The organism is Shimia haliotis (assembly GCF_900114415.1).
Taxonomy (GTDB): domain Bacteria; phylum Pseudomonadota; class Alphaproteobacteria; order Rhodobacterales; family Rhodobacteraceae; genus Shimia; species Shimia haliotis.
Window position 1 is genome coordinate 119648 of the sequence record NZ_FOSZ01000002.1, and the last position, 21751, is coordinate 141398.

Below are 21751 nucleotides of genomic sequence, written 5' to 3' on the forward strand. Positions count from 1 at the left end.
GTGCGAGGTAAATACGGTGCCAGCTAAAGCCTTTGAATATAGGGAAAAAATTCGCGCCAGCTTACCTAGGAGAACGGTTTTTCTTTGGTAAGTGGCGGAGGGAATGGGTCTGACGTCGAACCTTCTCTACCCTGCAAGGCATTGAGAACGCTGAACGGTCTCTTACATCAAAAGCTCGGACACAGGCTCATCCCGTAGAAGTAGACTTCGTAGTCGGTCAAGAACGCTTCCTCCATTTGCCACATCAATGCTTGCGGTCTCTAGGATTGTCTCGTGACCGGTTATTCGGTGTCGAGCGTGAACCAGCTCTGTTGCACCCAGCCCCGGATGATGCGGATACAGAAGCGTAAGGCGCGGCGCGCGGTAAAGCTGCGCATAGGCCATCATCTGGTAGACATCGCCTTGTGTGACCCCCTGTTTTGGATCGTCAATCCGAGAGGAGATCCTCTTCCACTTGGTGTCAATCACATGAGTTACGGTGCCAGCACGACGTATCAGGATGTCTGGCTTAGTCTGGAAAAGCCCTCGTTCGGTCGAATCTGCGGAAAGGCAGAACAGACGCCCGCCCTGAAGGGAAACCGTCAGGTCCGTCCCAGCTAGTGCCCGAGAAATCAGACGCCCGACATATTCCTCGAACAGTGTGTTCATCTCAAAAAGCAGTGCTGTTCCCTGACCCGCGCCACCAGTCGTCGTCTGATATCGGCCCTCCAGGAAGAGACGGGCCATGCTCAGAAGCTCCCGCCACCGGCGATTGGTGCGGTCAATCACCACGTCATCCCATCGCAATGCCAAGGGCGAAGTATCCGCGATGTCCGCATATATAAAAGCCAGTTCTCGCAGCCGCTGTTGATTTCCCGAACTCCGAGACATCCGGGAGAGGTGCAACACGGCGGCTTTCATGATCCGGTTCAACGACGTGTCTTCCGACAAGATATCAAATTGGCATGCGAGACGGGACGGATTAACTACGTGTCGGGTAAACTGACGTGCTACGTCCAGCCTGCCGCGCAAGGCAGAAAGATCGTCCTCTTGCTCGACATAGCGGCGCGGCATTCCTTTCCGGACGGCCTCAGTAAGTTTGTCACAAAAGACCCGGATCAGAATTTCAAGCAAGGTTTCTCGCTGCCACGCTAAATCTGTTATCGATCCGAGATCGAGTTTCAAATTCAGAGCGACGGCAAGCATGTGGATCAGCCGCTTCCTAATCGCCGCATTCTGCTGTTCAACATTTCCTGTCCTCCCCACGTCAATCTTAGGCAGGATCTCGAGGCTACAATCCGCAGCGGCTAGAATTCCGACGACGCCTCTTGCGCGCAAAGCATGCCGTCCATGCTCGAGAACCCCGCTGCCACCCCTTCCCGCGAATGGAGAGCGCACAGCCAAAGCCGCAAGTTTATCCGCGTAGTGTGCAGGGATTTGCCCTTCACCATCACCGTAGGCGAGCTTCTCCCATTCGCGAATGGTATAGGATTGCATCAAGCCTCAAACTCCGAAAAGTCGAAGTTTGCCTTCACATTCCAACGGAATTTGTCACCGTTGATATCATCTTCGGGCATTCCTTTCGGAGGCGCAATCCTGACAGCTTGAAGGAAATGCTCCGTGGTCATTCCCGGTCCGTCACCCAGCACCGCAGCAACTTTGACCCAGTCCTCGTAGAAGTATTCAGCCAACAAAGGGATTACCTTGTGGCGCATAACGTCGTCTACGTCAGCCCGGCTACGACAATTGGTGAAATAAGCATGTCCTATCTGATGTTCACGATCGAACAGATACTCGATGCGTTCGTTGATCGTGGACAAAAGCGTGCGAAGGTTGATGCCACCGACGTCCTCAGAAAGAACTCTTGGGTCTGGCATCAACTCCTGAAACGTGAAACGTCTGCGCAACGCTGTGTCGAGCAGCGCGATAGAGCGATCCGCTGTGTTCATCGTGCCCACGATATGTAGATTGGGCGGCACCCCAAAGCGCTTCTTAGAATATGGCAGTTGAACACGAACTTCATTCTGCGCGCCCAATCGCTTGTCCTGTTCAAGCAATGTAATGAGTTCACCGAAAACCTTGGAAATGTTCGCGCGGTTGATCTCGTCGATGATCAGAACATAGTCCCGGCCCTCCTTGCTGTGGAGAGATGTGTCTTCGCCGAAAGTGATCTCTTCAAGCGCGTCCCAGTCGATTAACGACTGGTTCAGCTTGTAGACCGAATGTCGCCTGAACCCATTGGGGTAAAATCTACTGCGATCGGTTCCTTCATCGCTGCGCCAGAGCCACTCCATTTTGCGCCGGTGAGGGTGATAGGTCGCATCAGGATCGAAGTAATACTCACCAACAACCTGGCCGAATGCTTGGATACGATCACGACCATCAGAAACCACCACATAGTCGCCCACTTGCATATCAGCCCTAAACGAGAAGGTGCAGACGATGTTTCCGTCATGACCACTGGCATCTGGGTTCTTCTTCGTCCTCCATTCAGCGAAAATCTCGTTGAATTCGTCAAACCGCTCATCAGACCAATCGATGTCTTCTCCCCACCCAAGATGGATCAGATCGTTATCGAGGCCAAAGCGGATCCTGTCATCTTCGACATGTCTTCTGCCAAGAGCTACCTTAAAGACGCGCGAAGAACGGTCTAGGCGTTGCGATCCACCATGATCGCCTTGATCCAGCCTCGCACGTTCACTGATCCGTTTGAAAATTCCTTCATGGCATTTCAGCCGGAAGCCCGTTCCGCCAGCTGTTTCATCAGGACCTTCAAGGTCATCGTCGCCGGTACTCGGCCGCAAGCCCTCGACGAATTCTTCGTATGACAAGGATTGGTGAAAGGTCAGGAACTCTATCCGCCCCTCATTCGCGAGACGCCGATACTCAGTAGTTAATGCGTCTCTATCGTCTCTGAGCTCCGCGGCGGCCTCGGTCCCGATACAGAGCCGCACCGCTTCCCATGCCGTCTGATACGTCTTGCCCGTGCCCGGCGGGCCATAGAGGATCAAGTTTACGGCGGAAGGCGAAGTTGTATTGTTTGTGTCGGTCACGATGTCCGCCTCCGGTTGGGAATTGAGCGTGTATGTAAATACGGTCGAGCTGCTTGGGTTCGGCTCGGTACTTGTGGGCGGCGGAACTTGCGCAAGATTCTGGAACTTTTCACCGCCCAAGGCCTGGCAGATGTTCGGGAAGGCGTCCTTCAGCCCAATTGCCGCTGCAAGGTCGCCCGCGCGGATGGAGACCTCCCTAGCCGCCTTTTCCCGGGCTGGTTCGATGAAATAGTTCAGAGCACAGAGTCTGATCCGATCAGCGCCTTCCATCAGGTGCTCGTAGCGTTCAGGTCGCTCGATCGGCTGATCGTTTTGGTCAACGATAATGAAACCAGCATTGTGAAGACGCGCAGCAGCATCCGACTTCTGTCCCCAACCGCCGTTTAATTTTGTCTTGCCCAGAATGAATCCAATCAGCGGTTTGGTCGGATAGACGCGGTTTTCGCGATCTCGCGATGACCGGACCCAATAGTCGCGTGGTTCACCGAAAACACCAAAATTATCGCTATGAGCCCCGTTGTTGCGGAAACTATCGTACGCGTCCATCGCGGCTTCAATCTGGGCTCGAGATATTACTCTGCCTTGTGCGAAGCCTTGGGTCTCAGTGATCACAGAAATGAGCCGATCAATGTCCTCTGGACCAGTAACCTTAATACATAGGCAGTCGTCTTTTTCGAACGATTGTTTCTGACTTAAAGCCACATGGCGTCCGCCGCTTGGCGGCTTGGAATGATCGTATGGTCTAGGTTCTGGGAAGAAACCAGCCTCCTTCATTGCTTCCGCATGTTTGGCGTGAACAAAGAAGTTTAGCGCCGGTCGGGTCAGCTCCCAAAGAAAAGCCTCATCATCTTCGAGCTTGAAGAAGGCCATTTTCTTAACGGCGTGAACGGGAATTAGAGGTGCGTTCCTCAGCTTGCTAAAAATTGCCATACGATGTGGCGCGGGTGATTGTTCTGCGTCGGCCTCATTTTCCGACACTCTCTTTTCAATGTCGCTCCACATTTAATTCTGTTCCCATGTCTTTAGTGCACACAGCGTATTCACCAGCTGCACTTGCTCGACAGTGTTGCACTTGGCCTCGCGCAATCGCGGCGCGCCGAAAACCAAGGCCAGACCCTTAGCGCGTGAGACCGCGACATTGATGCGATTCAGCGAAAACAAAAACTCCATGCCTCGTGGTGTCTCATCTGCCGACGACGCGGTCATTGACACAAGACAAATTGGAGCTTCCTGCCCCTGAAACTTATCAACGGTGCCAACACGAATGGCCTCTGGCAGCGCGTCTCGAAGCGCATTGACCTGGGCATTGTAAGGAGCGACCACAATGATGTCGGTTTCCCGGAGCGGCCGTGTGGTTCCGTCCTTGTCCGTCCACGTCCCCTTGAGAAGGTCCGCGGCGGCGGCTTTGATTGCCTGAACTTCTTCCAGCGCAATCTGTGCGTTGGATTGATGCTCAACCGGCACCCAATAGGCACCAGAAAATGGAAGTGACGGGCAATCGACAGACTGGTTTTCGGTGTCCGGATGGCTCGACAGCCTGCCCTCATACACTTGGTCCGAAATAAACTCGCACACCTCAGGATGCATCCGGCGCGTCGTCGCAAGGAAAATACCCCGATCGGCGGGAACAGTCGCGTGCTCGCCGAGCATCCACTGGAGGCAAGACAAGTTCGCAGGCTCCGGATGTGCGCCCTGGATTACCTGGGGCAATTGCTGTGGGTCGCCCACCAGGACAATGTTGCGCGCAGAACGACCCATCGCGGCCATATTGGCCAGACCCACCTGCCCTGCTTCATCGACAAAGAGCCAATCGAAAGCTTGAATGTTTTCCTCTCGCGCGAAGAAAAATGCGGTCCCACCAACCACGTCACCGCCTGCGACAGCCTCATCATTGGACTTTGTGCGCCGAACTGCGCTGCCATTTGGATAGCCATCGTTGTCGCTGGAAACTTTGTGCACCAAGTCAGGCATCTCTGTTTGAACGCCCTCCTCCACCGCAGAAACGCAGCCCATCAGCACATTGCGAATGGCTTCATGGCTGTTTGACGCCACACCAACGCGATAGCCTTTGCGCACCAAGGACAATATTGCGCGAGCGCTGACATAGGTCTTGCCGGTGCCGGGCGGTCCCTGGATAGGCAAAACCGTTCGGTCCATGTCATTTACAACTGATATTGTTGCCTCGACCGGGTCTCCCCCGCCAACAAGATCAGGGGGGCGGCCGCTTCGAAGTCGAGGATGGCTACGCGACAGAAGATCGTCCACCGCACTATATACTCGCCCACCGCATTGATCCGCGATCACATCTTGCAACGCCGAAGCGATGACATCGGTTCGCAGAGGCCAGTCCGGATGTAGCGATAGATGATCAGTCAGCAGATCAGCTTTGCCTGGGCCAACCTTGATTTTGATTGTTCGCGCGCTGCGATCCATGGCCTCAATGCCAACAGTCACAGGGGGCGTATCAAAGGCCGGCACGGTCGCTTTTTTCCCTCGACGCAATTTGGTTTCTTGTTGTGGAAAGCTGTATTCACGTGCGAATGAGCGCTTGATCGGCTCAACCGCCCCAACCGCCACAAGACCACCCAGAGCATCCAGGTCGTCAATCAGGTCATCTTCGTCCTTTGCCGCACTTTCAAAGACGGCCCATTGAGCCGGTTTGACCTCGCGTTTGTGGAAACTTCCCAGGTCAAACAACATCGACTGCCGGTCTTCGGGTAAACCGCTTTCTGCAAGCTGTGCGCGCAATGCAAGCGCCTCGGCGTCTTCTTCATCCTCTTGCTCCTGCGCATCCGCAACCAACGCAGGCCAGGGACCAGCAGGACGAATACGCGCAAGCCAATCTCGCAACTCTTCCGTCGAAATGCAGTCGATGCGATTGTAATCCTCAATCTCGTCGAGAATTTGCTGCTCCTGCGTTTCACGCCACTGCTCGTAGGCAACGACAGAGCCGCCGGCAGTTGTGACCTCGCCGTCGCGCTTTCGGTCATAAAATGCTTCCATCGACTTGATGGAATAATTGCGCTCGGACCCGATCAGTCCACCGCGAACGACAGCAAACAGGTCGACGAAACGACGTTCTCTCAGGAGGCGGTCCAAGAACGCTTCACCAATCCCGTATTTGGATGTCAACCGCTTGAGCGCGGTGATTTCATACGGGGCGTAATGATAAATGCGCGCGGTCGGGTATTCTTCAATCCGGGCGCGAAAGAAGTCCAACAAGTCCGAAAGTGCCTGAGCTTCTTCCTTATGATCATGGGCCCAAAACGCCTTGAACGCGCCATCAAACCAAAGCCCATGCAAATATTCGAGCCCCCCCTCGTAATGCGGGTCACCTTCAATGTCATAAAACAGATCGCCAGCCTGCGGCTCCGGAAGAAGGTCAAACCCTTTGCCAGGCTCAGGCGACCGCAGTTCGAAATCCGGCTCTCCAGACTTACGGGCTTGCTGAAGGCGCGCCTGTGTCACCAAACGGGACAAAGTGTTGTCCGCCATTCCCCGAACAGCGTGATCGAGCTTCGAAAGGTCTTCCAAGGTTTTGACGCCTGCGGCTTCAAGCTTCTTTACCTGACCACGACTGATATTGGCGACATTGAACAAACTGTCCTCGACCTGCCAAATGCTCTCGCAATGATCGGCCCAACGGCAGAGGCCACAGCTTGCGCAGGGCATGGGGCGCGCTGGTTCAGGATTGGCCACAAAAGCTTCCAGCCGTTCGCGTGCCATACGGGCATAGGCAGCGTAGTCCGCCAGCCGCAGCGTCGCGCGCTCGCCATTGCCCAATTCAACATGTGCATATTCAGGTGCTACGCCTTGGATCTCAGCCAAGAGGTCAGAATACAAAACCAGCTGCAAAACATGACTTGGATGCGGCTTGCGTTTCAATTTCGTGTCGGCGACCTCGTAGCTGAAGTCACCTAGGTCCGACGGAGTCTCGATACGTTCTAGAAAGTCGGACCAGCCACCCCAATTACCAGACAAAAATGCCCCTTGGAAAATAACGTCGGCCCCTTGAGCCAGAACTTCACGGGTACGTTTCGCATCATCAAACAATTCAGTGCGTTCGATTTCCACAATGCTGAAACCTTGCGCCTTCAGCTTTTCCAAATGCGCCAGCTCATGCGCATCGCCCTGCTGCTGAAGTAAACGAGCATCATCCGTATCCACCCGTGGCTCGGGTCCGCCACCATTCATGCGGTCAATATCCAGCACCGTGGAATACGTACAGCCCAAAAACTTCATAAGATCTGAAGCTGACAGCAAGGTTATTCCATCGGTCTTCCGCATGATTTCTCCCGAAACGCAACTAAATCTGAGATTGCAACCGACCGCGCCCTTAGAGTTTCTAAAAACGCATTCGAATCCGTCTCTTGGTTAAAGACTACGAGTAATAACGCAGAAACACCACATGACGGGTGGGCCTTAAAATGTTGCATAATTAATGAGTTAATCGCGTTTCTATTTCGTTCACGCCAGCTTTTGACACCCTGAAAACCTTGGATTTATTCAAACCGAAGAAGGCAAGAATTCCAAACGCTATGGAACCTTTTTGTGCCCAGAAAGTCCTCAAGGTTCTTTGGTTCGCACTGCCAAAAGTTGTGTGCAGCTACCGCTGACATTCAAACGCTGTTGCGAAAGGCCGATGCAAGCCTTGTTCATCCACTAACATTAACAGATTTCGAACAATCGCTTTTCATCGTCAGCGAGGCTGAAAACGCTTTGATGACCGGATAAACTAGGCATCGCTGTCGAAATCGCACCGCAAAATCGCAGATTTCATCTCAGCCCCGTGGCAGGAATTGCTCATACTGCAAGTAGCCGCATTCCACCTTGGTTCCGACAGGCGTCGGCTCTGCCTCGGCCCACAGATCATTTTTCAATACCCAGTCTTCAGCCTTCTTTACCGAAGCGGTTGAGAACAAGGATAAACGAATACTCGGGAACATTTCCGAAAGTGTCCAATTCTCCGCAATGCCCGGGAACATGAAGTGATCTATTCCATTGGTGAACACGCCACATATGCGCGTCACCGGCAGACCTTCTAAAACCCAGGTCTTTTCCAGATCAAAGCAGTCCACAGCCTCACGGCCTATATTCTTCTCTAGGTCCACGAGATCGTTGACCGCGAGGGCCATTATCAACCGAACACTGTCGGGTTCTTGCTGACACTGAAGTTGATCCAATGCAAAACCGTCCACGTTGACTTGAGGCACAGGTCGCAAAGTTATCTCTGCGTGCGCCGGACCCGCAAAAATCAGCCCCAACAAGATTAATGTTTTTAACAACGGTGTCCCTCCTGACATTACACAATGCCCAACTGCGGCAGCCACGATTCTCTTGCAGATGGCGGAACTTCAGCCATCCAGAATGTGCCAACACAAAGAGTGTTACGGTCAAATTTCGACGGTTTCCACAGCCCAGATCAAAATGGATTCATTTAATTTCAATACCTTAAAACCGTTCTTATTTCGTTCGCGACTCTTTTTGACACCCATGGCGCCCAATTAACAACTCGTAAAGACGGCGGGACTGTGTCTGCACACATCACCCGGCCTGCTGCCCTGAGGAAGAAAGGTTTTGAAAATGAACGATCTGACAATCCATGCGCGTGCAGCGCGCTTTCTACGGTTTGCCGCGATTGGCTGCGCAATTCTGGCAGCCGTCAGTACAACAATTGGTCTGCATGCCTCAGACCCCGCCGCCGGATGGTTCATTCCCGTTCTGACTGGTGTGGTTATCGCCTTTGCGCTTGGTGTGCTCTGGCATGTCCTGATTGAAGCTGCAGAGCGTGTTCGCAGTTCTTTGGGCATCACCGTCATCGTGATTATTGGGGCCTTGGGGGTGGGTTTTGCCCTGATGTCATCTGCCTCAAACATCGCGGCCGCCATGGCCGGCAAGGCGTCGGTTTCTGCGGAGCTGACAGATCGTGTGGATGCCTATTCCAAAGCCTTGTCCCAATCAGCCCTTGCAGCCAAGAGCTTCCAACCTCTTGTCGACATCACCTCGGCAGCCGGGGCGACCATGGAAGGCAAGGCCAACCTGGAAGCCAGTGGCCTGAATGGCACCGGTACAGGCTGTGGCCAGCGATGCGAAACCTATAAAGGCGCGGCGACAAGTTTCCAGACGACAAGCCAACAGTTGCAGGCCCTTTCTGCGGAGGTCGAAACTCTGCGCCTGCAAGGGCTGGAGTATGTGAGTGATCTGCGCACGGCCGCGTCCTCATCCGATCAACTGGCTTTTGGTCGCGCTGCCCAGAACCTCTCGGCCGTGATCGACCAGCTCAACGCGGTTGATCACATGCCTCTGGTCGCGGCCACCGGCATGGTCACAGTGACCAACCTGTCATCCGAACTGACGCCAGAAACATCCAGCTTGCAAAGCAAGGCCAAGGACATCGCCGGCGAACGCGTTTTCGTAGAAGCGCCTGTCTTCGTGCCCTTCTCTGTCGGCGAGGCAACGCGCGCACAGATGTTCGGCGCCGCCCTGCAAGCCTGGATCGCGGCAGCCGCCATCGATGCCCTCCCCTTCGTGTTCATGCTCCTGGTGATGCTCACTGCGCGCGAACCGCTACTGCGCGACTTGCCAAGCCAGTCGACCAAGGAACGAACACCTGAGGCTGAGCGCGTGGCGAAGATCCGTTCTGATGAAGATCACATCGCGCAACGACCTTATCTGGCAGCTGGTGAGTGAGTGGGCTGCCGGATAACGGGGCGGTGACCACTCCACCGCCCCACCCTTCCCTTGCTCTGGAGATCTGACGCTATGTTTGTTGCGCACGTAAAACACCTCCTCGTCGTGGCGGTCCTTCTGGCTGCTTCCATCCCCGCGATCGCGGCCCAATCGGAAAACTCCTGGACCGGACAAGTCAGCGTGATTGATGGCGACACGCTGGGCATGGGAAAGCAGAGGTTTCGGCTGCACGGAATTGATGCGCCGGAAAGTGGACAATCCTGCAAACATCCCGAGCGGGGCACATGGCGCTGCGGTCAGCAAGCCGCACTGGCACTGGCCGACCAGATCGGGCGGGCGCATGTGACCTGTCGACAGACTGATAAGGATCGCTACGGGCGCATTATAGCTATCTGCGCATTGGGTTCCCAAGATCTGAACCAGTGGATGGTGCGCTCGGGCTGGGCCGTCGCATATCTCAAATATTCGCACGACTACGCCGCAGATGAGATCGCCGCGAAACAAGCCGGCATGGGCATTTGGAGCGGAGAGTTTGTGTCACCAAGTGCATGGCGCCGCGGAGAGCGGCTGGACGCCAGCACCAATGCGGAAGCCTCAGGCGATTGCCGCATCAAGGGCAATATCAACTCAAAGGGCAAGCGCATCTATCACCTGCCCGGCATGCGTTGGTACGCCAATACCCGCATCAATGAGGCCCAAGGGGAACGCTGGTTTTGCACCGAAGCCGAGGCGCGTCGTGCCGGCTGGACAAAGTCGAACTCATGAAGCGCGAGCCTAAAAAACCCGACTACGGAGGATCCACCATGAAGCTTTCCGTCCTTGCTTTGGCATTCATTGCAACATCGGCCATGGCCGAGGAGATAGCGGTATTGCCCGCGCCGCAACCGACCGTGGACGCCTATGTGATCAACGAGCTTAAATGCCAAAACGCGCCTGATGCGTTTGCGGCGGTGCTGGCATTGGCGGCAAATGGCGTCATTCATCTCCCGTCCGAATTGCCACCTGCCCCGTTACATTGCTTTGAGGCACAGATGCCTTGGTCGATCGATGGTCTGCAGGTCCAACGGATTTGCGCTAGCTGGACGTCCGACAATGGTCGCAGCGATGGGCCCAAAATACTTTGGCCCGCAAATCTTTCACAAAACCGGACGCAGTTGAGTTTGGAGCTGTACCAGGCCCAAGCCCAAGTGGCCGCTTGGGCGCAGTCAAAAGGCATTGCTGCGGCACAGATCACAACGTCATCGGATGGAGGTTCACGACTGACATGTCATGCCCCTGCCCTCCGTTTAGGCCGTTCAAACGGCTGACATCACATTCACACAACAAACTCTCAAATAGGAGAATACTATGGAAGTCATGATACTACTCTGGATCGTTTGCGCGGGCCTTAGCTACATGGTCGCACGCGACCGTGCTCCATCCAAGGCAGGCCTTGCAGCAGCGCTTGGGTTCTTACTTGGACCGCTCGGCGTTCTGATCTCGTTTTTCCTCAAAGATTCAGCGGAGCGTTAAAGCTCTGGACAAACATGGCACCCGCGGCAATCCTGCGGGTGTCAATTTCTGTCACGATAATTACATGTCCTTTGCAAAAGCCCAAGATCTGTTGCGCCTCGCCTTGATGGCCTCCACACGCCACTTCGGCGTGAGCCTTGAGGATATTAGGGCAGAGTTTTCTGTGTCCCACAGAACCGCACAACGCATGACCGATGCGCTTGAGCTGACATTTGCAAATGTGACCAAACAGACCGGTTCAGATCGACGTTCCTATTGGAAGGTCGACGATCCAACCATTGCCCAGCTTCAGCCCCATCAGGAAACCGCGGTTGAGGCCTTGGAGATCGCCAGTCGCCGCGCCAAGGAAGAAGGCCGGCTGCGCCATGCACAGGCTCTGGAGGACACCAGAAATGGCTTGATGCTGCGCCTTTCCGCACGCGACGCAAAGCGCGCGGAGACAGACGCGGAAGCCGTCCTGGAAGCCTTGGGCCAAGTGACTCGCCCGGGGCCGCGTGTGCCGCTGAATCAAAAGATTGCTGACGCTGTAACGGAGGGGCTCAGAGGGCCGTTTCGTCTGGAAATCATCTATAGCGGCCGCTCGGATCAAGCCCGAACCATCGAGCCTTACGGTCTGCTTCTGGGACCACGCAGCTATCTCATTGCCAAGCAACCAGATCGTGGTGCCGAGTTGCTGAATTTTAGAATGGATCGCATTCAATCGGCAAAATGCCTGGATGAATGGTTCATTCCCGAAAATGGGTTTTCTATCGAGAATTACGCCGCCCAGGCATTCGGCGCCTATCATGACCCTGATCAACTCAAAGAGGTGGTCTGGCGGTTCAAGCCGGAAGCTGCCGAGCGTGCCTCGGAGTTTCGGTTTCATCCAAAGCAGACGTTACAGTACCAGGCAGATGGCAGCCTGATTGTCCGCTTCACCGCCGCCGGATGGCTTGAGATGTCCTGGTTCCTGTACGAATGGGGCGATGCCGTTGAAGTCATTGACCCACCGGAGTTGCGCGACTTCGTCCAAGGCTATCAACGCGCCGATTTCCCGTCCCTACCCTGAAGCAATCACCCAATTGGAGCTACAATATGCAAGGCTGTATTCCCCATGCAGATCTCAAAGCCAAACAGCGCTCCATCAGGGATAACTTCCCTTCTACGATGGGATTGAGAGTGCATCGTGCAATCAGTTGGATTGAACGCTCCGAGATGTGCGAAGATCCTGATGGCCAGTTTCTGTTTCTATGGATCGCTTTTAATGCGGCTTATGCGAAGGAAGCGGATTTTCAAGAAATACCAACCGGCGAACGCACAACATTTAATGAGTTCTTCCAGAGGCTTGTAAGTCTGGACCAAGAGAACCGCATATACGACGCGATTTGGAGCGCTTTCAGCGGACCAATCCGAATGCTCATGCAAAACAAACATGTGTTCAACCCGTTCTGGCTCAATCAAAACGGCATTCCAAACAATGAAGACTGGGAAGATCGGTTCGTTTCATCAGCCCGCGTGTTCACTCAAGCCGTGCAAGCTCGTGACACTGTGCGATTGCTGGGCCTGGTATTCGACCGTCTCTATGTCCTAAGGAACCAACTGATCCATGGTGGCGCCACTTGGAACGGCGGCGTGAATCGCGATCAGGTCGGAGATGGTGCCGCCATCCTGGCTTTCCTCATGCCCGTCTTTGCCGACATCATGATGGACAATCCAGGCGAGGATTGGGGACAGCCGTTTTATCTGGTTGTGGAATAGATGTGATAGGAATTTTAGCCTTATGGTTAGGAACACCAAAAAATCCATTCAGTTGATATTTAAATCACCACGCAACTGCGGATAGTAACAAATCGACTTAGGCAAAGCGGCGTATGAGCAGGAAGGAAGACAGCAGTGGAGTTTTTTGCGGATATCGGAACGAGTATGTCCCGGTTCATTTTCTGGGGATCATCGTTCCTGACCAAAGAACAGGCGCCTGGTTTGGTTTCGATCGGGATCCTGATTTGGCTCCTGTTATCCGTTTTGGTTGTGGGGATCAGTGCTCACAGAAAACTGACGTCCCTCCGTTGGCTAGAAGGTCAAGTACGGGCTGCTAAAGACGAATTCGATTTCGCCACTCAAGTAAACAAGATCAGTCAGGAAGTGAAAAAGGTCCGGGCTCGGACAGGCTACACCCATATCACAGCTGCCTGGGACGAATTTCGTGAAACCATGATCGAGGATAAGAGCGCTGGTCAGCCGGTCCTGCGAAACAGCGTGCGCCCCTCAAGTTTCTTCAACCTTGAGGATCTGCATTTCGGCCCGGGATTTTCCCGCTACATGCCGGGCCTTTTCGTGACTGTCGGTCTCTTCCTCACTTTTCTCGGTCTCATCTCGGCACTTCAACAAATCACTGGGCTAAGCGACGCCTCTCCCGAAGAAATGCGCGCATCCCTCGACGGCCTTCTCGGCGCAGCCTCCGCCAAGTTCATCATGTCCCTGACCGGACTGCTGGCCTCGATCATTTTCACGATCGTCCTGCGTTCGCTCACGGGGCGGGTGGAGCGACGAATTCACACGCTATGCGCAGAGTTGGAAAGCCGACTAAGCTTCATTAGCCTCGAAGGGGTCGCGATGGAGCAACTCGAAATCGCGCGCGGCCAGAAGGACAGCTTCCTAGAGATCGGTACCACACTGGTGGCCGAGCTCGGCAGTTCACTTAAGAAAGAGATCCCAGAATCCATTTCAAGCTCGATCAGCACGGCCATGGCCCCGCTGCTGGACAAGGTCGGTGAGGCCGGCGCCGACGGGGTCGGACAGATGGTGACCGATCTCTCATCCCGGTTTTCGGACGATGTGGGGCGGGCGCTTTCCGACGCCAGCGCGCAGCTTTCCGCCGCGGGGGACAAGATTGCGAGCCTATCCGACCGGATGGACCGGAGCTCCGGACAGATGGGAGAGGAGATGGAGACCTCCGTGGCTAAGCTCGCCAGAGCGGCAGAAGACCTGTCAGCCGGACTTGCGTCAGCTGCTCAAACGACGGACGGAACTCTGAATGCCGGCGCAGAGAAGCTCCTCGGGATCATGAACGAGACGCTGGAAGGAATCCGGCGAAACACCGCCGAGGGGGCGGACGCGCTTAAAGAGGCGGCTGCGGATATGCGCGCCTCCGCCGGAACGTTCCGCGAGGAACTCGACGCCGCCGCCGCCAGCGGATCCGACGCGGTCCGTTCCCGAATGGAAACGGCTGGCGTGGAGGTCGAAGGGGCGATCTCCGAGGCGGGTCGCGGCATGGTGGATTTAGTCACGCGCAGCGGGCATGATCTCCTGTCCGCCTCGGGCGAATTCCGAGAGAGTATCCAGGCCGATCTTCTGGAGCCGATCACCCTGGTGGTGGGGCAACTCGACGAGATGGCGGACCGGCTGAAAGATGGGTCTGTTCAGATCGCAACCGCGGCTGGTCACATCAAGTCCGGCGGAGACGCGACCCGATCTGCGGCCGAAACTCTCACAACCGCCTCGCGGGACCTGCAAGTGGCGGCCGGGCCGGTCAGAAGCAGTGTGGAGCGGATCGAAACCGCAACCACTGGGCTTGCGAAGAGTACGGCGAACGCGGCAGAGACCGTTACCAGGTCTTCCAGGGAGACCGCAGAGAACGCGGCGCGAGTTCTGGACGCTGCAAAAGCCGCGCTGAGTGCGGAGCAGAAACTGATCGAAACGTCCCTCACGAAGTTGGGGGAGGGGCTAGACCATATGGAGCGACAGCGTGAACAGATCGACGACATGGATGACAAACTCGGCGCGGCGTTTAATCAGTTTGCCTCTCATGTCAGGACGTCGCTCGACACGTTTGCCGAGCATGTCCGCAAGATGAACGGCGAGCTGGCGCCCGCGCTGGATACAATGCGTGAGATCGTTGATCAGGCGGAGAAGTTTCGTCCTGAGCAGAGGCGCTGAGCATGCGCCGGCTGGAGCGAAACCGGACGCGCGCTGAGGAGGAGGAGTCCGTCTTTGTCACGATGACGGACATGACGATCAGCTTCCTTCTGATCATCATGATCCTGCTCGCCTTCTTCGCGACCCAGCTCAACGATGACGAGTCGGTCCCCTTGACCGCATATGAGAGGGTCCGTCAGGAGCGCGACGAACTGCGTGTCGAGAACCAGGACCTGCGCGCCTCTGTTAAGGCCCTCGAGGCCGAACTTGCCCGCGTCACGTCCGAGTTGGAGACGGTTACCGCCGAGCGAGACCGGCTGCTCAGCGAACTCGACCAGCTGCGAGACGAAAATGAGGCGCTCCGGGCCCGGGTTGCTGAACTGGAGGAGGAGAACGAGCACCTGCGTTCCCGGATCGACCAGCTTGTCGAAGAGATCGAGCGTTTGCGGGAGGAGATCAAGCGTTTGCGGGATAAGATCGAACGGCTCCAGGTGGTCAACCCGCTCGAGGCCTACCTCTCCCAGGCCATTGACCAGCGAAGGGAGATCCTCGTTGAACTTCGCGACCGGCTCCTGATCGAGTTTCCGGAGCTTCAGGTCGTGATCAGCCCGGAACAGGACGCGCTCCGGTTCCAGGGGGAAGGCCTTTTCCGCAGCGGATCACCCCAGCTCGAGCCGCGTCAACGCGCGATCGTGGAGACCATGGGTCGTCTTCTGGATGAGATCCTCGTCTGCTTTACCCTCGGGGAGAGGGCGGAGCGAGGGCCGGATTGTGAGAGCGGAAACGCCCTGATCGAGGCGGTCCAGATCGAGGGACACACGGACAGTGATCGAGGACGTATCGACAACGTTACACTGTCAACACGAAGAGCTAACGAGACATTTTTCGCAATACGAGAAGAAGTAGCAGGCATTTTGGCTCATAGAAACCTTCGCGACCAGCCGGTCATGTCCGTCTCAGGCTACGGGGAGATGCGACCGATTGAAACCAACGAGACGACCGAGGGGAAGGCCGCGAACCGGCGGATCGATCTTCGGATCATCATGTACGCGCCAAGTACCGTCGAGGAGGTGGAAGAAGTCGGACGCCGACTTGACGCGCTGCGCGCCGCAGGGGGATCGGAATGAGCCTCATGGATGCGCTTGAAAAGGCAGGGCAGCTCTCAGCCCTGTCCGTTCCGGAGCTTCGATACCTGCAAGCGGCCGCTGACCGGGTGCGGGAACGCTGGCCCGACGTTCAGGTGGCCAGAACAGAGAAGGAGCGCGAGGCGCTGGCGCAAAAGCTCCGGGATCGTGTTGAACGTAGCGATTGGGAGGAAACCCGCCTCTCCTTCGTGGTAGCCGCGGCTTCGGCCGTTTTCGACGCGGAACGGCGGGAGCGCCCTGACCTAGCCCGGACGCGAGACTTCCTCTACGCCGAGATTGACTTATCAACATCCGAGACCTTCCTGTCCGGGCTGCTGCGCGCTTATCTCGACAGCTACGTCCCCAAGGGTACGCACACGACCGCACTCGCGACCGCACTCGGCACGGCGGCTCGGCGGATGAGCACAACCGGACGTCTCCTTCTGGAGGCTATCCCGGAACTCATGGATCCCGTGTCAGGTCCGGAACGGCTCGCGGCCCGGATGTCGAAGATGTCTGCCCCCTACACAGAACTCCTCGGTCTCGGGGTTCGCAACCCACATGGCGGCGGGTTCATGGATTTCGCCCACCGGTCCCTAACCTCTATTGTCCAGCCACATCTGTCCGAGCGGGACCTGATTGACTGGTATATCAGATGGCTACGCCCACCGGGCAAGGACGTGGGCCGCAACACAGGAGCTGAGCTGGCGATCGAAGCCCTTATCTATCCATGGCTAGAAAAAACTCCGGAGGACAAACTCAGATCCTACCTCGTGGAAACCCTGATCGAGCTCTACGGGGATCCGCGGATCAAATCTGGTGGGGTATGGGGCGGCATTGACGAGCGCTACATGGCGATCGTGCACCGCTGGCTGACACGGGAAGATATGCGCTTTTTCACCGGGGTCGTTGACGCTACCCAGAAAGACGCAATGTGGCCGCCGCGCCGGGATTTTTGGCTTAAGCTTTACGATGAGGGAAAGATAGATGCGGCTTGGGCGGCTTTGTCCTCGCAGGCATTCGAGTATGCACGCCAACACCTCATGCGTCAGGATGCGAAGAACGCCCACACCCGGGTCGGGTATCAGCAGGCGCGCCAGAACACATCCCTCCTAATCATGAAGATCGGGAACAAGATTATGGTGGACGGGTGTCACAGCTACCGGACGCACGTGTTCGACATCGCCGACCCCATGGCACCGAAGCTGTTCGAGGAGGGGTATAATTGTGATCAGATCATGCGCGCGTCGGACCGGAGGGCTTCGGGCGCCTCCAAATCACACAGCAGCATTCCATCTTGGAGCCGCTGGGTCAGGGACATGATCAACGCTGATGTGCCATGGTCGCAACAAACGCGGCCCTACACAAAAGTGTTCAGGCCGCGTACACCGACACGTAGAACCACGCCATCACGGCACACCTCAACGCCGCGCCACACTGATCTTCAGCCTTCTCGGCGCGAAATTGGCGCTTCAACATCCGGTCAAGACATTTTCAGTTCAACAGGTGCCACGCGACCATCTTCCGCTACGGGACTCTCCAACCCCACCAGTCGACCCGCCGCACCTCCCGCAAGAGTTGCAGCCGCACAGCGCGTTCAGCCTGAGACCTCGCAGCCGGTACAAACCGATTCCGGCGATGCGGCCTCCTTGAAACAGGTCCGGTTCCCCAGTCTCACGGACCGGATGATAGCTTACGGTCCTGCGGCGGCCGCAGCGGTTCTCGCGTATCTGGAGGCACCCGAGAAAGGTAGAACCCGACCAGCCCTGTCGCCGAAATCCAGAGAAGGGTTGGCATGGGTTCGGGCCGTAAAGGGCGAACCTCCGCTTCGTTTGAGAAACGCGCTGGAGCATCTGCTTCTCAACCTGAAAACGAGCGGTGTGGATCTGGATGACCTGTTCGTATCATTCGCTGCGCCGCCTCCGATATCGAGTCAGCCCACCCGGTCCAAGACCGTTCCGAAAAAAGAAGTCGCGGAATCTGGAGGCCAGAAGTTCCCGCAGCTCCCGGATAACGCCAAGGGGCGCCTTGATCTCCTTCGCGCGCATGCGGACGCGCTTGAAGATCTCGGGATGTGGAAGCGCACATTCGATCAGCGCAAGCCTCTCGCGGTCGCGGTGCGGAAGCTGAGAGAGGGAAGTCCGGACCTTCGTCCGAAAGAGGTCGCGGAGCTTCAAATGCTCTATGAGGAGCTGCGCCGGGGCGGAAAGGGCGGACAAAAATGATCCAGCTTACCTATGATCAGGACTGGGTCACCCTCGAGTTCAGGTCGCGCCAGTCCCTGCTGGACCGGCTCCTCTCACGTGGGACGGTGCCAGATTTCGATCACGACAAGCGGCTGAGCTTCGCGTTGGCCGATCTACGAGCCACCGCAGAGGAGGCCGGCGATCAGGTGGAGATCGGGAGTGACCGTATTCAGCTCTCTCACAGAACGCTGAGCGCGCTCTCCTCGGAGACGGCGGACGCGCTTGGTCTTCCCCCCTTGGTGGACCTCACCCTGCGCACAGACGTCATGGGCCAGATCGGCAGCCCCGATTTCCGCCTGACCCATGACTGGGTCCGGGCGGGCCGAAAGGAGATCGCCCATCGGACCGGTGCGATCCTGGAGACCGCGGGCGACGGGGCCGACGGGCTTCGCCGCCTCCCGAGATGGATGCTGGACGCGCTTGAGGTAGCGGACCGATTCCGGGCCGGCTCTGACCTCGAGGAGCACTGGGAGGCGCTTGCCCGTTTTCGGCGCGCCCTTGAGCCCGGGGTCCGGATGTACCGGGCCGATGCGGAAGCGCGCCTCGGGATGACCGATTTCCTCTCTGGGCTCGAAGTGACCCTGACGGACCGGTTCTCGATCAGCCCGCAGGGCGAGGACCAGTTCGCGATCATCCCATTTCTCGGCGAGAGGGTCGAGGCCGCGGAACGTGACGGGGAGCAGATCAGCGAGGCGGAGGCGGAGCTGCAGGAGGGTTGGCTTCGCGCTTTTCAGGACAAGGCCTTCGCGCGGGGCGCCCGCCCCGCTTACAAGCTTGGCGGGCAGAGTTATCTGGTCGTGGACCCCGCCGCCACCCCGGTCCTCAAGATTATGACAGACATGCAACGAGCGGATCCGGTCACCCGAGCCGCGTTCGTCCGCAATCCACGTCAGAAGGTCACCGAGGCGATCACGGACCATCTGCGCTCGAAAGGCAAACTGGACGGGCTGTCGCCGGCCCAGGAGCAGGAGCTGATTGAGCAAACGGCAGAGCCCGCTTTTGTAGAGACACGGGAATACTCCGAACGGGTGATCGGGCTCACCGTCTACGAGAAACCGGCGCTCGAGATCACTGGGTCCGGGACAACATGGCTGCCTGAGGCGTTCACCGGAGCGGCAGCCGAAATAATCGAGGCGATGGCCCCGGACCAGGTCGAGCGGCTCATCCAGCAGGTGGATGCAGCAATCGCGAACGGACAGCCGTCGGTGAACGTCGACGGCGCCGAGATCCCCGCGACCCAGACAAGTCGCGCCGCGCTCGAACAGCGTCTCGAAGCCATCCGGAAGCGGGAAGAGCCAGAAAATAAACCAGTGATCGGGGAGGAAATCGATCCGCGGATCGGGCCTATCATCCTCGACACCGCCGACAACCTCGAGGACCTCACCTGGGCTGCAAAGATCAGCCCGCGCACCCGGCTCGCCTCGGACGCGCTCCCGGAAGTGGTGAAATCAGCCCTCAAAGGACACCAGACGGAGAGTTTTCTCTGGAAGCTGGAGGCTTGGGCTGCAGGACTGCCAGGGATCTTGAACGCGGACGAGCAAGGGCTAGGAAAAACCCTTCAGGCGATCGCATTTCTCGCTTGGATGAAGGAGAACATGTCCTGCTCGGAAGCCGGGCGCACCGGGCCAGTCCTCGTAGTGGCGCCCACCTCGCTGCTCGTGAACTGGGAGGAAGAGGTCGACAAACACTTGCGGGCGCCCGGACTCGGCAACGTGGTCCGGCTCTACGGGTCAGCCCTCGGAGGCAAGAAGCGACCTGGCCAGCAGGGCATCGAAACCGATTGCGGAAACACGCTGCTGGACCTCCGCGATCTGGAAGAGGCGATCGATGAGGGGCGAGGGCATCGTTACTGGGTGCTGACCACCTACACGACGCTGACGAACTACCAACATTCACTAGCGAAAATTCCCTTCTCGACCGCCGTGTTCGACGAGATACAGGCGGTGAAGAACCCCGTGAGCTTGCGCGCCAAAGCGGCGCTCGCGGTCAATGCGGATTTTCGGATCGGGCTGACCGGCACCCCGATCGAGAACAGCACGGTTGACCTGTGGGCGATCATGGAGCAGCTCACCCCGGGCCGTTTCGGCTCACTGAAGGCGTTCCGGGAGAAGTTTGGGGAGCCAGCGGAGGGAAACATGCGCGAGCTCTATTCGCTTATGTTCGAGCCGCAGAGCGGCCTTCCTCCGGTTGCGCTGCGTCGTCTGAAAGAGGATGTCGCCCGCGACCTTCCAGAAAAATCGCGCCGTCTGCACCCGCGGCTCATGCCGGAACCGCAGGCCGCCGCTTACGAGACGGCGCGTGGAAAGCTTGCCTCCGGTACCCGAGGCGGCGCACTCAAGATGCTTCATCATATCCGGTCCGTCTCCGTACACCCTGACGCATCGTCACCGACGGAGGACGAAACCTATATCAGCATGTCCGCCCGTCTCTTGGCGACGATGGACATCCTGCGCGGGGTGCAGGACCGGGGCGAGCGCGCGCTGGTCTTCATCGAGCACGTAAAGATGCAACACCGGTTCATCGAGCTCACGAAACGAGAGTTCGGTCTTCCCCGTGTCGATTTGATCAACGGAAGTACCCCGATCCCGCGCCGGCAAGAGATCGTGAACCGGTTTCAACGGCACCTCGCCCGCGACGAGGGCTTTGATATTCTGGTTCTCGGTCCTAAGGCGGCGGGGACCGGGCTGACGCTGACGGCAGCCACGCACGTGATCCACCTGTCACGTTGGTGGAACCCGGCCGTGGAGGAGCAGTGCAACGATCGTGTCCATCGCATCGGGCAGTCCAAGCCCGTCACCGTGCACGTCCCGATGGCGATCCACCCTGGGTACCAGCACAACTCCTTCGACTGCCTGCTGCATAGTCTGATGGCCCGAAAACGGCACCTTGCCACTTCCGCCCTTTGGCCGATGGGAGACACTGAGGAAGACGCGAGCCGGTTGCAGCAGATGCTCTCGGACGGTGGTGCAACGCGGGTTGAGGATCCCGTCACCGCCGCTATGGCGATGATGTTCAAACGGGACGATACACCAATGGGCCCCAAGAACTTGGACGGGTCGATCTCGTATCTTTAACTGGTTACTGAAGAAACCGGCATTGAGTGAAGGTTTTTCTCTATGCGGCGGCGCTTCCATGGTACGCGGTGTGCTGGTCAACCTGCTCGTTGAGACTACGAAGACGACGAGCTGCCGCCTGCAGGATCCGTCGTTGGATCACATTGGTTCTCTCCGTAGTTTCGTGGCGTTCAGCGAGA

Annotated in this window: 14 protein-coding genes; 10 read left to right on the forward strand and 4 right to left on the reverse strand. The window is 57.2% G+C overall.

Features of this window, described 5'->3' with window-relative positions; translation table 11 throughout:
* Positions 1-162: 162 nt before the first annotated feature.
* The 4 genes from BM069_RS05945 to BM069_RS05960 all read right to left on the reverse strand — a co-directional run bounded on the left by BM069_RS05945 (position 163) and on the right by BM069_RS05960 (position 8317).
* Positions 163-1476: an McrC family protein gene (locus BM069_RS05945; RefSeq protein ID WP_093321696.1), complete on the reverse strand. Its 1314-nt coding sequence runs from the start codon at positions 1474-1476 to the stop codon at positions 163-165.
* Positions 1476-4034, reverse strand: a complete 2559-nt coding sequence (locus BM069_RS05950; RefSeq protein WP_244503549.1) for an AAA family ATPase — start codon at positions 4032-4034, stop codon at positions 1476-1478. The genes BM069_RS05945 and BM069_RS05950 overlap by 1 nt, the downstream gene beginning before the upstream one ends.
* Positions 4035-7319, reverse strand: coding sequence for a TM0106 family RecB-like putative nuclease (locus BM069_RS05955; RefSeq protein ID WP_093321699.1), 3285 nt, complete (start codon positions 7317-7319; stop codon positions 4035-4037). It lies immediately after the preceding gene.
* Between the two features lie 494 nt (positions 7320-7813).
* Complete coding sequence (locus BM069_RS05960; protein WP_139216153.1) at positions 7814-8317, reverse strand: hypothetical protein; 504 nt, start codon at positions 8315-8317, stop codon at positions 7814-7816.
* A gap of 298 nt (positions 8318-8615) precedes the next feature.
* On the opposite strand from BM069_RS05960, the gene BM069_RS05965 reads away from it, so the two are divergent.
* The 10 genes from BM069_RS05965 (at position 8616) to BM069_RS06005 (ending at position 21572) form a co-directional block, all read left to right on the forward strand.
* On the forward strand, positions 8616-9722 hold the full coding sequence (locus BM069_RS05965) for a hypothetical protein (RefSeq protein WP_093321704.1): 1107 nt from the start codon (positions 8616-8618) through the stop codon (positions 9720-9722).
* A 72-nt stretch (positions 9723-9794) separates the two neighbouring features.
* Complete coding sequence (locus BM069_RS05970; RefSeq protein ID WP_093321707.1) at positions 9795-10487, forward strand: thermonuclease family protein; 693 nt, start codon at positions 9795-9797, stop codon at positions 10485-10487.
* A gap of 38 nt (positions 10488-10525) precedes the next feature.
* Positions 10526-11029, forward strand: a complete 504-nt coding sequence (locus BM069_RS05975; RefSeq protein WP_139216154.1) for a hypothetical protein — start codon at positions 10526-10528, stop codon at positions 11027-11029.
* Positions 11030-11069: 40 nt separating this feature from the next.
* Positions 11070-11234, forward strand: a complete 165-nt coding sequence (locus BM069_RS19790; protein ID WP_170846690.1) for a hypothetical protein — start codon at positions 11070-11072, stop codon at positions 11232-11234.
* A gap of 64 nt (positions 11235-11298) precedes the next feature.
* Entirely contained in the window at positions 11299-12282 is a 984-nt protein-coding gene (locus BM069_RS05980) for a helix-turn-helix transcriptional regulator (protein ID WP_025047588.1), read from the forward strand.
* 26 nt (positions 12283-12308) lie between these two features.
* Entirely contained in the window at positions 12309-12971 is a 663-nt protein-coding gene (locus BM069_RS05985) for a HEPN domain-containing protein (RefSeq protein ID WP_051544589.1), read from the forward strand.
* Between the two features lie 165 nt (positions 12972-13136).
* Entirely contained in the window at positions 13137-15149 is a 2013-nt protein-coding gene (gene zorA, locus BM069_RS05990) for an anti-phage ZorAB system protein ZorA (RefSeq protein WP_139216155.1), read from the forward strand.
* A gap of 2 nt (positions 15150-15151) precedes the next feature.
* A complete protein-coding gene (locus BM069_RS05995) occupies positions 15152-16255 on the forward strand; it encodes an OmpA family protein (RefSeq protein WP_051544588.1) in 1104 nt (367 codons plus the stop codon).
* Positions 16252-18477, forward strand: a complete 2226-nt coding sequence (locus BM069_RS06000; protein ID WP_025047585.1) for an EH signature domain-containing protein — start codon at positions 16252-16254, stop codon at positions 18475-18477. The genes BM069_RS05995 and BM069_RS06000 overlap by 4 nt, the downstream gene beginning before the upstream one ends.
* The gene (locus BM069_RS06005) at positions 18474-21572 is read left to right on the forward strand and encodes a DEAD/DEAH box helicase (RefSeq protein ID WP_093321715.1); all 3099 of its coding nucleotides are present in this window, start codon (positions 18474-18476) and stop codon (positions 21570-21572) included. The genes BM069_RS06000 and BM069_RS06005 overlap by 4 nt, the downstream gene beginning before the upstream one ends.
* Positions 21573-21751 lie beyond the last annotated feature (179 nt).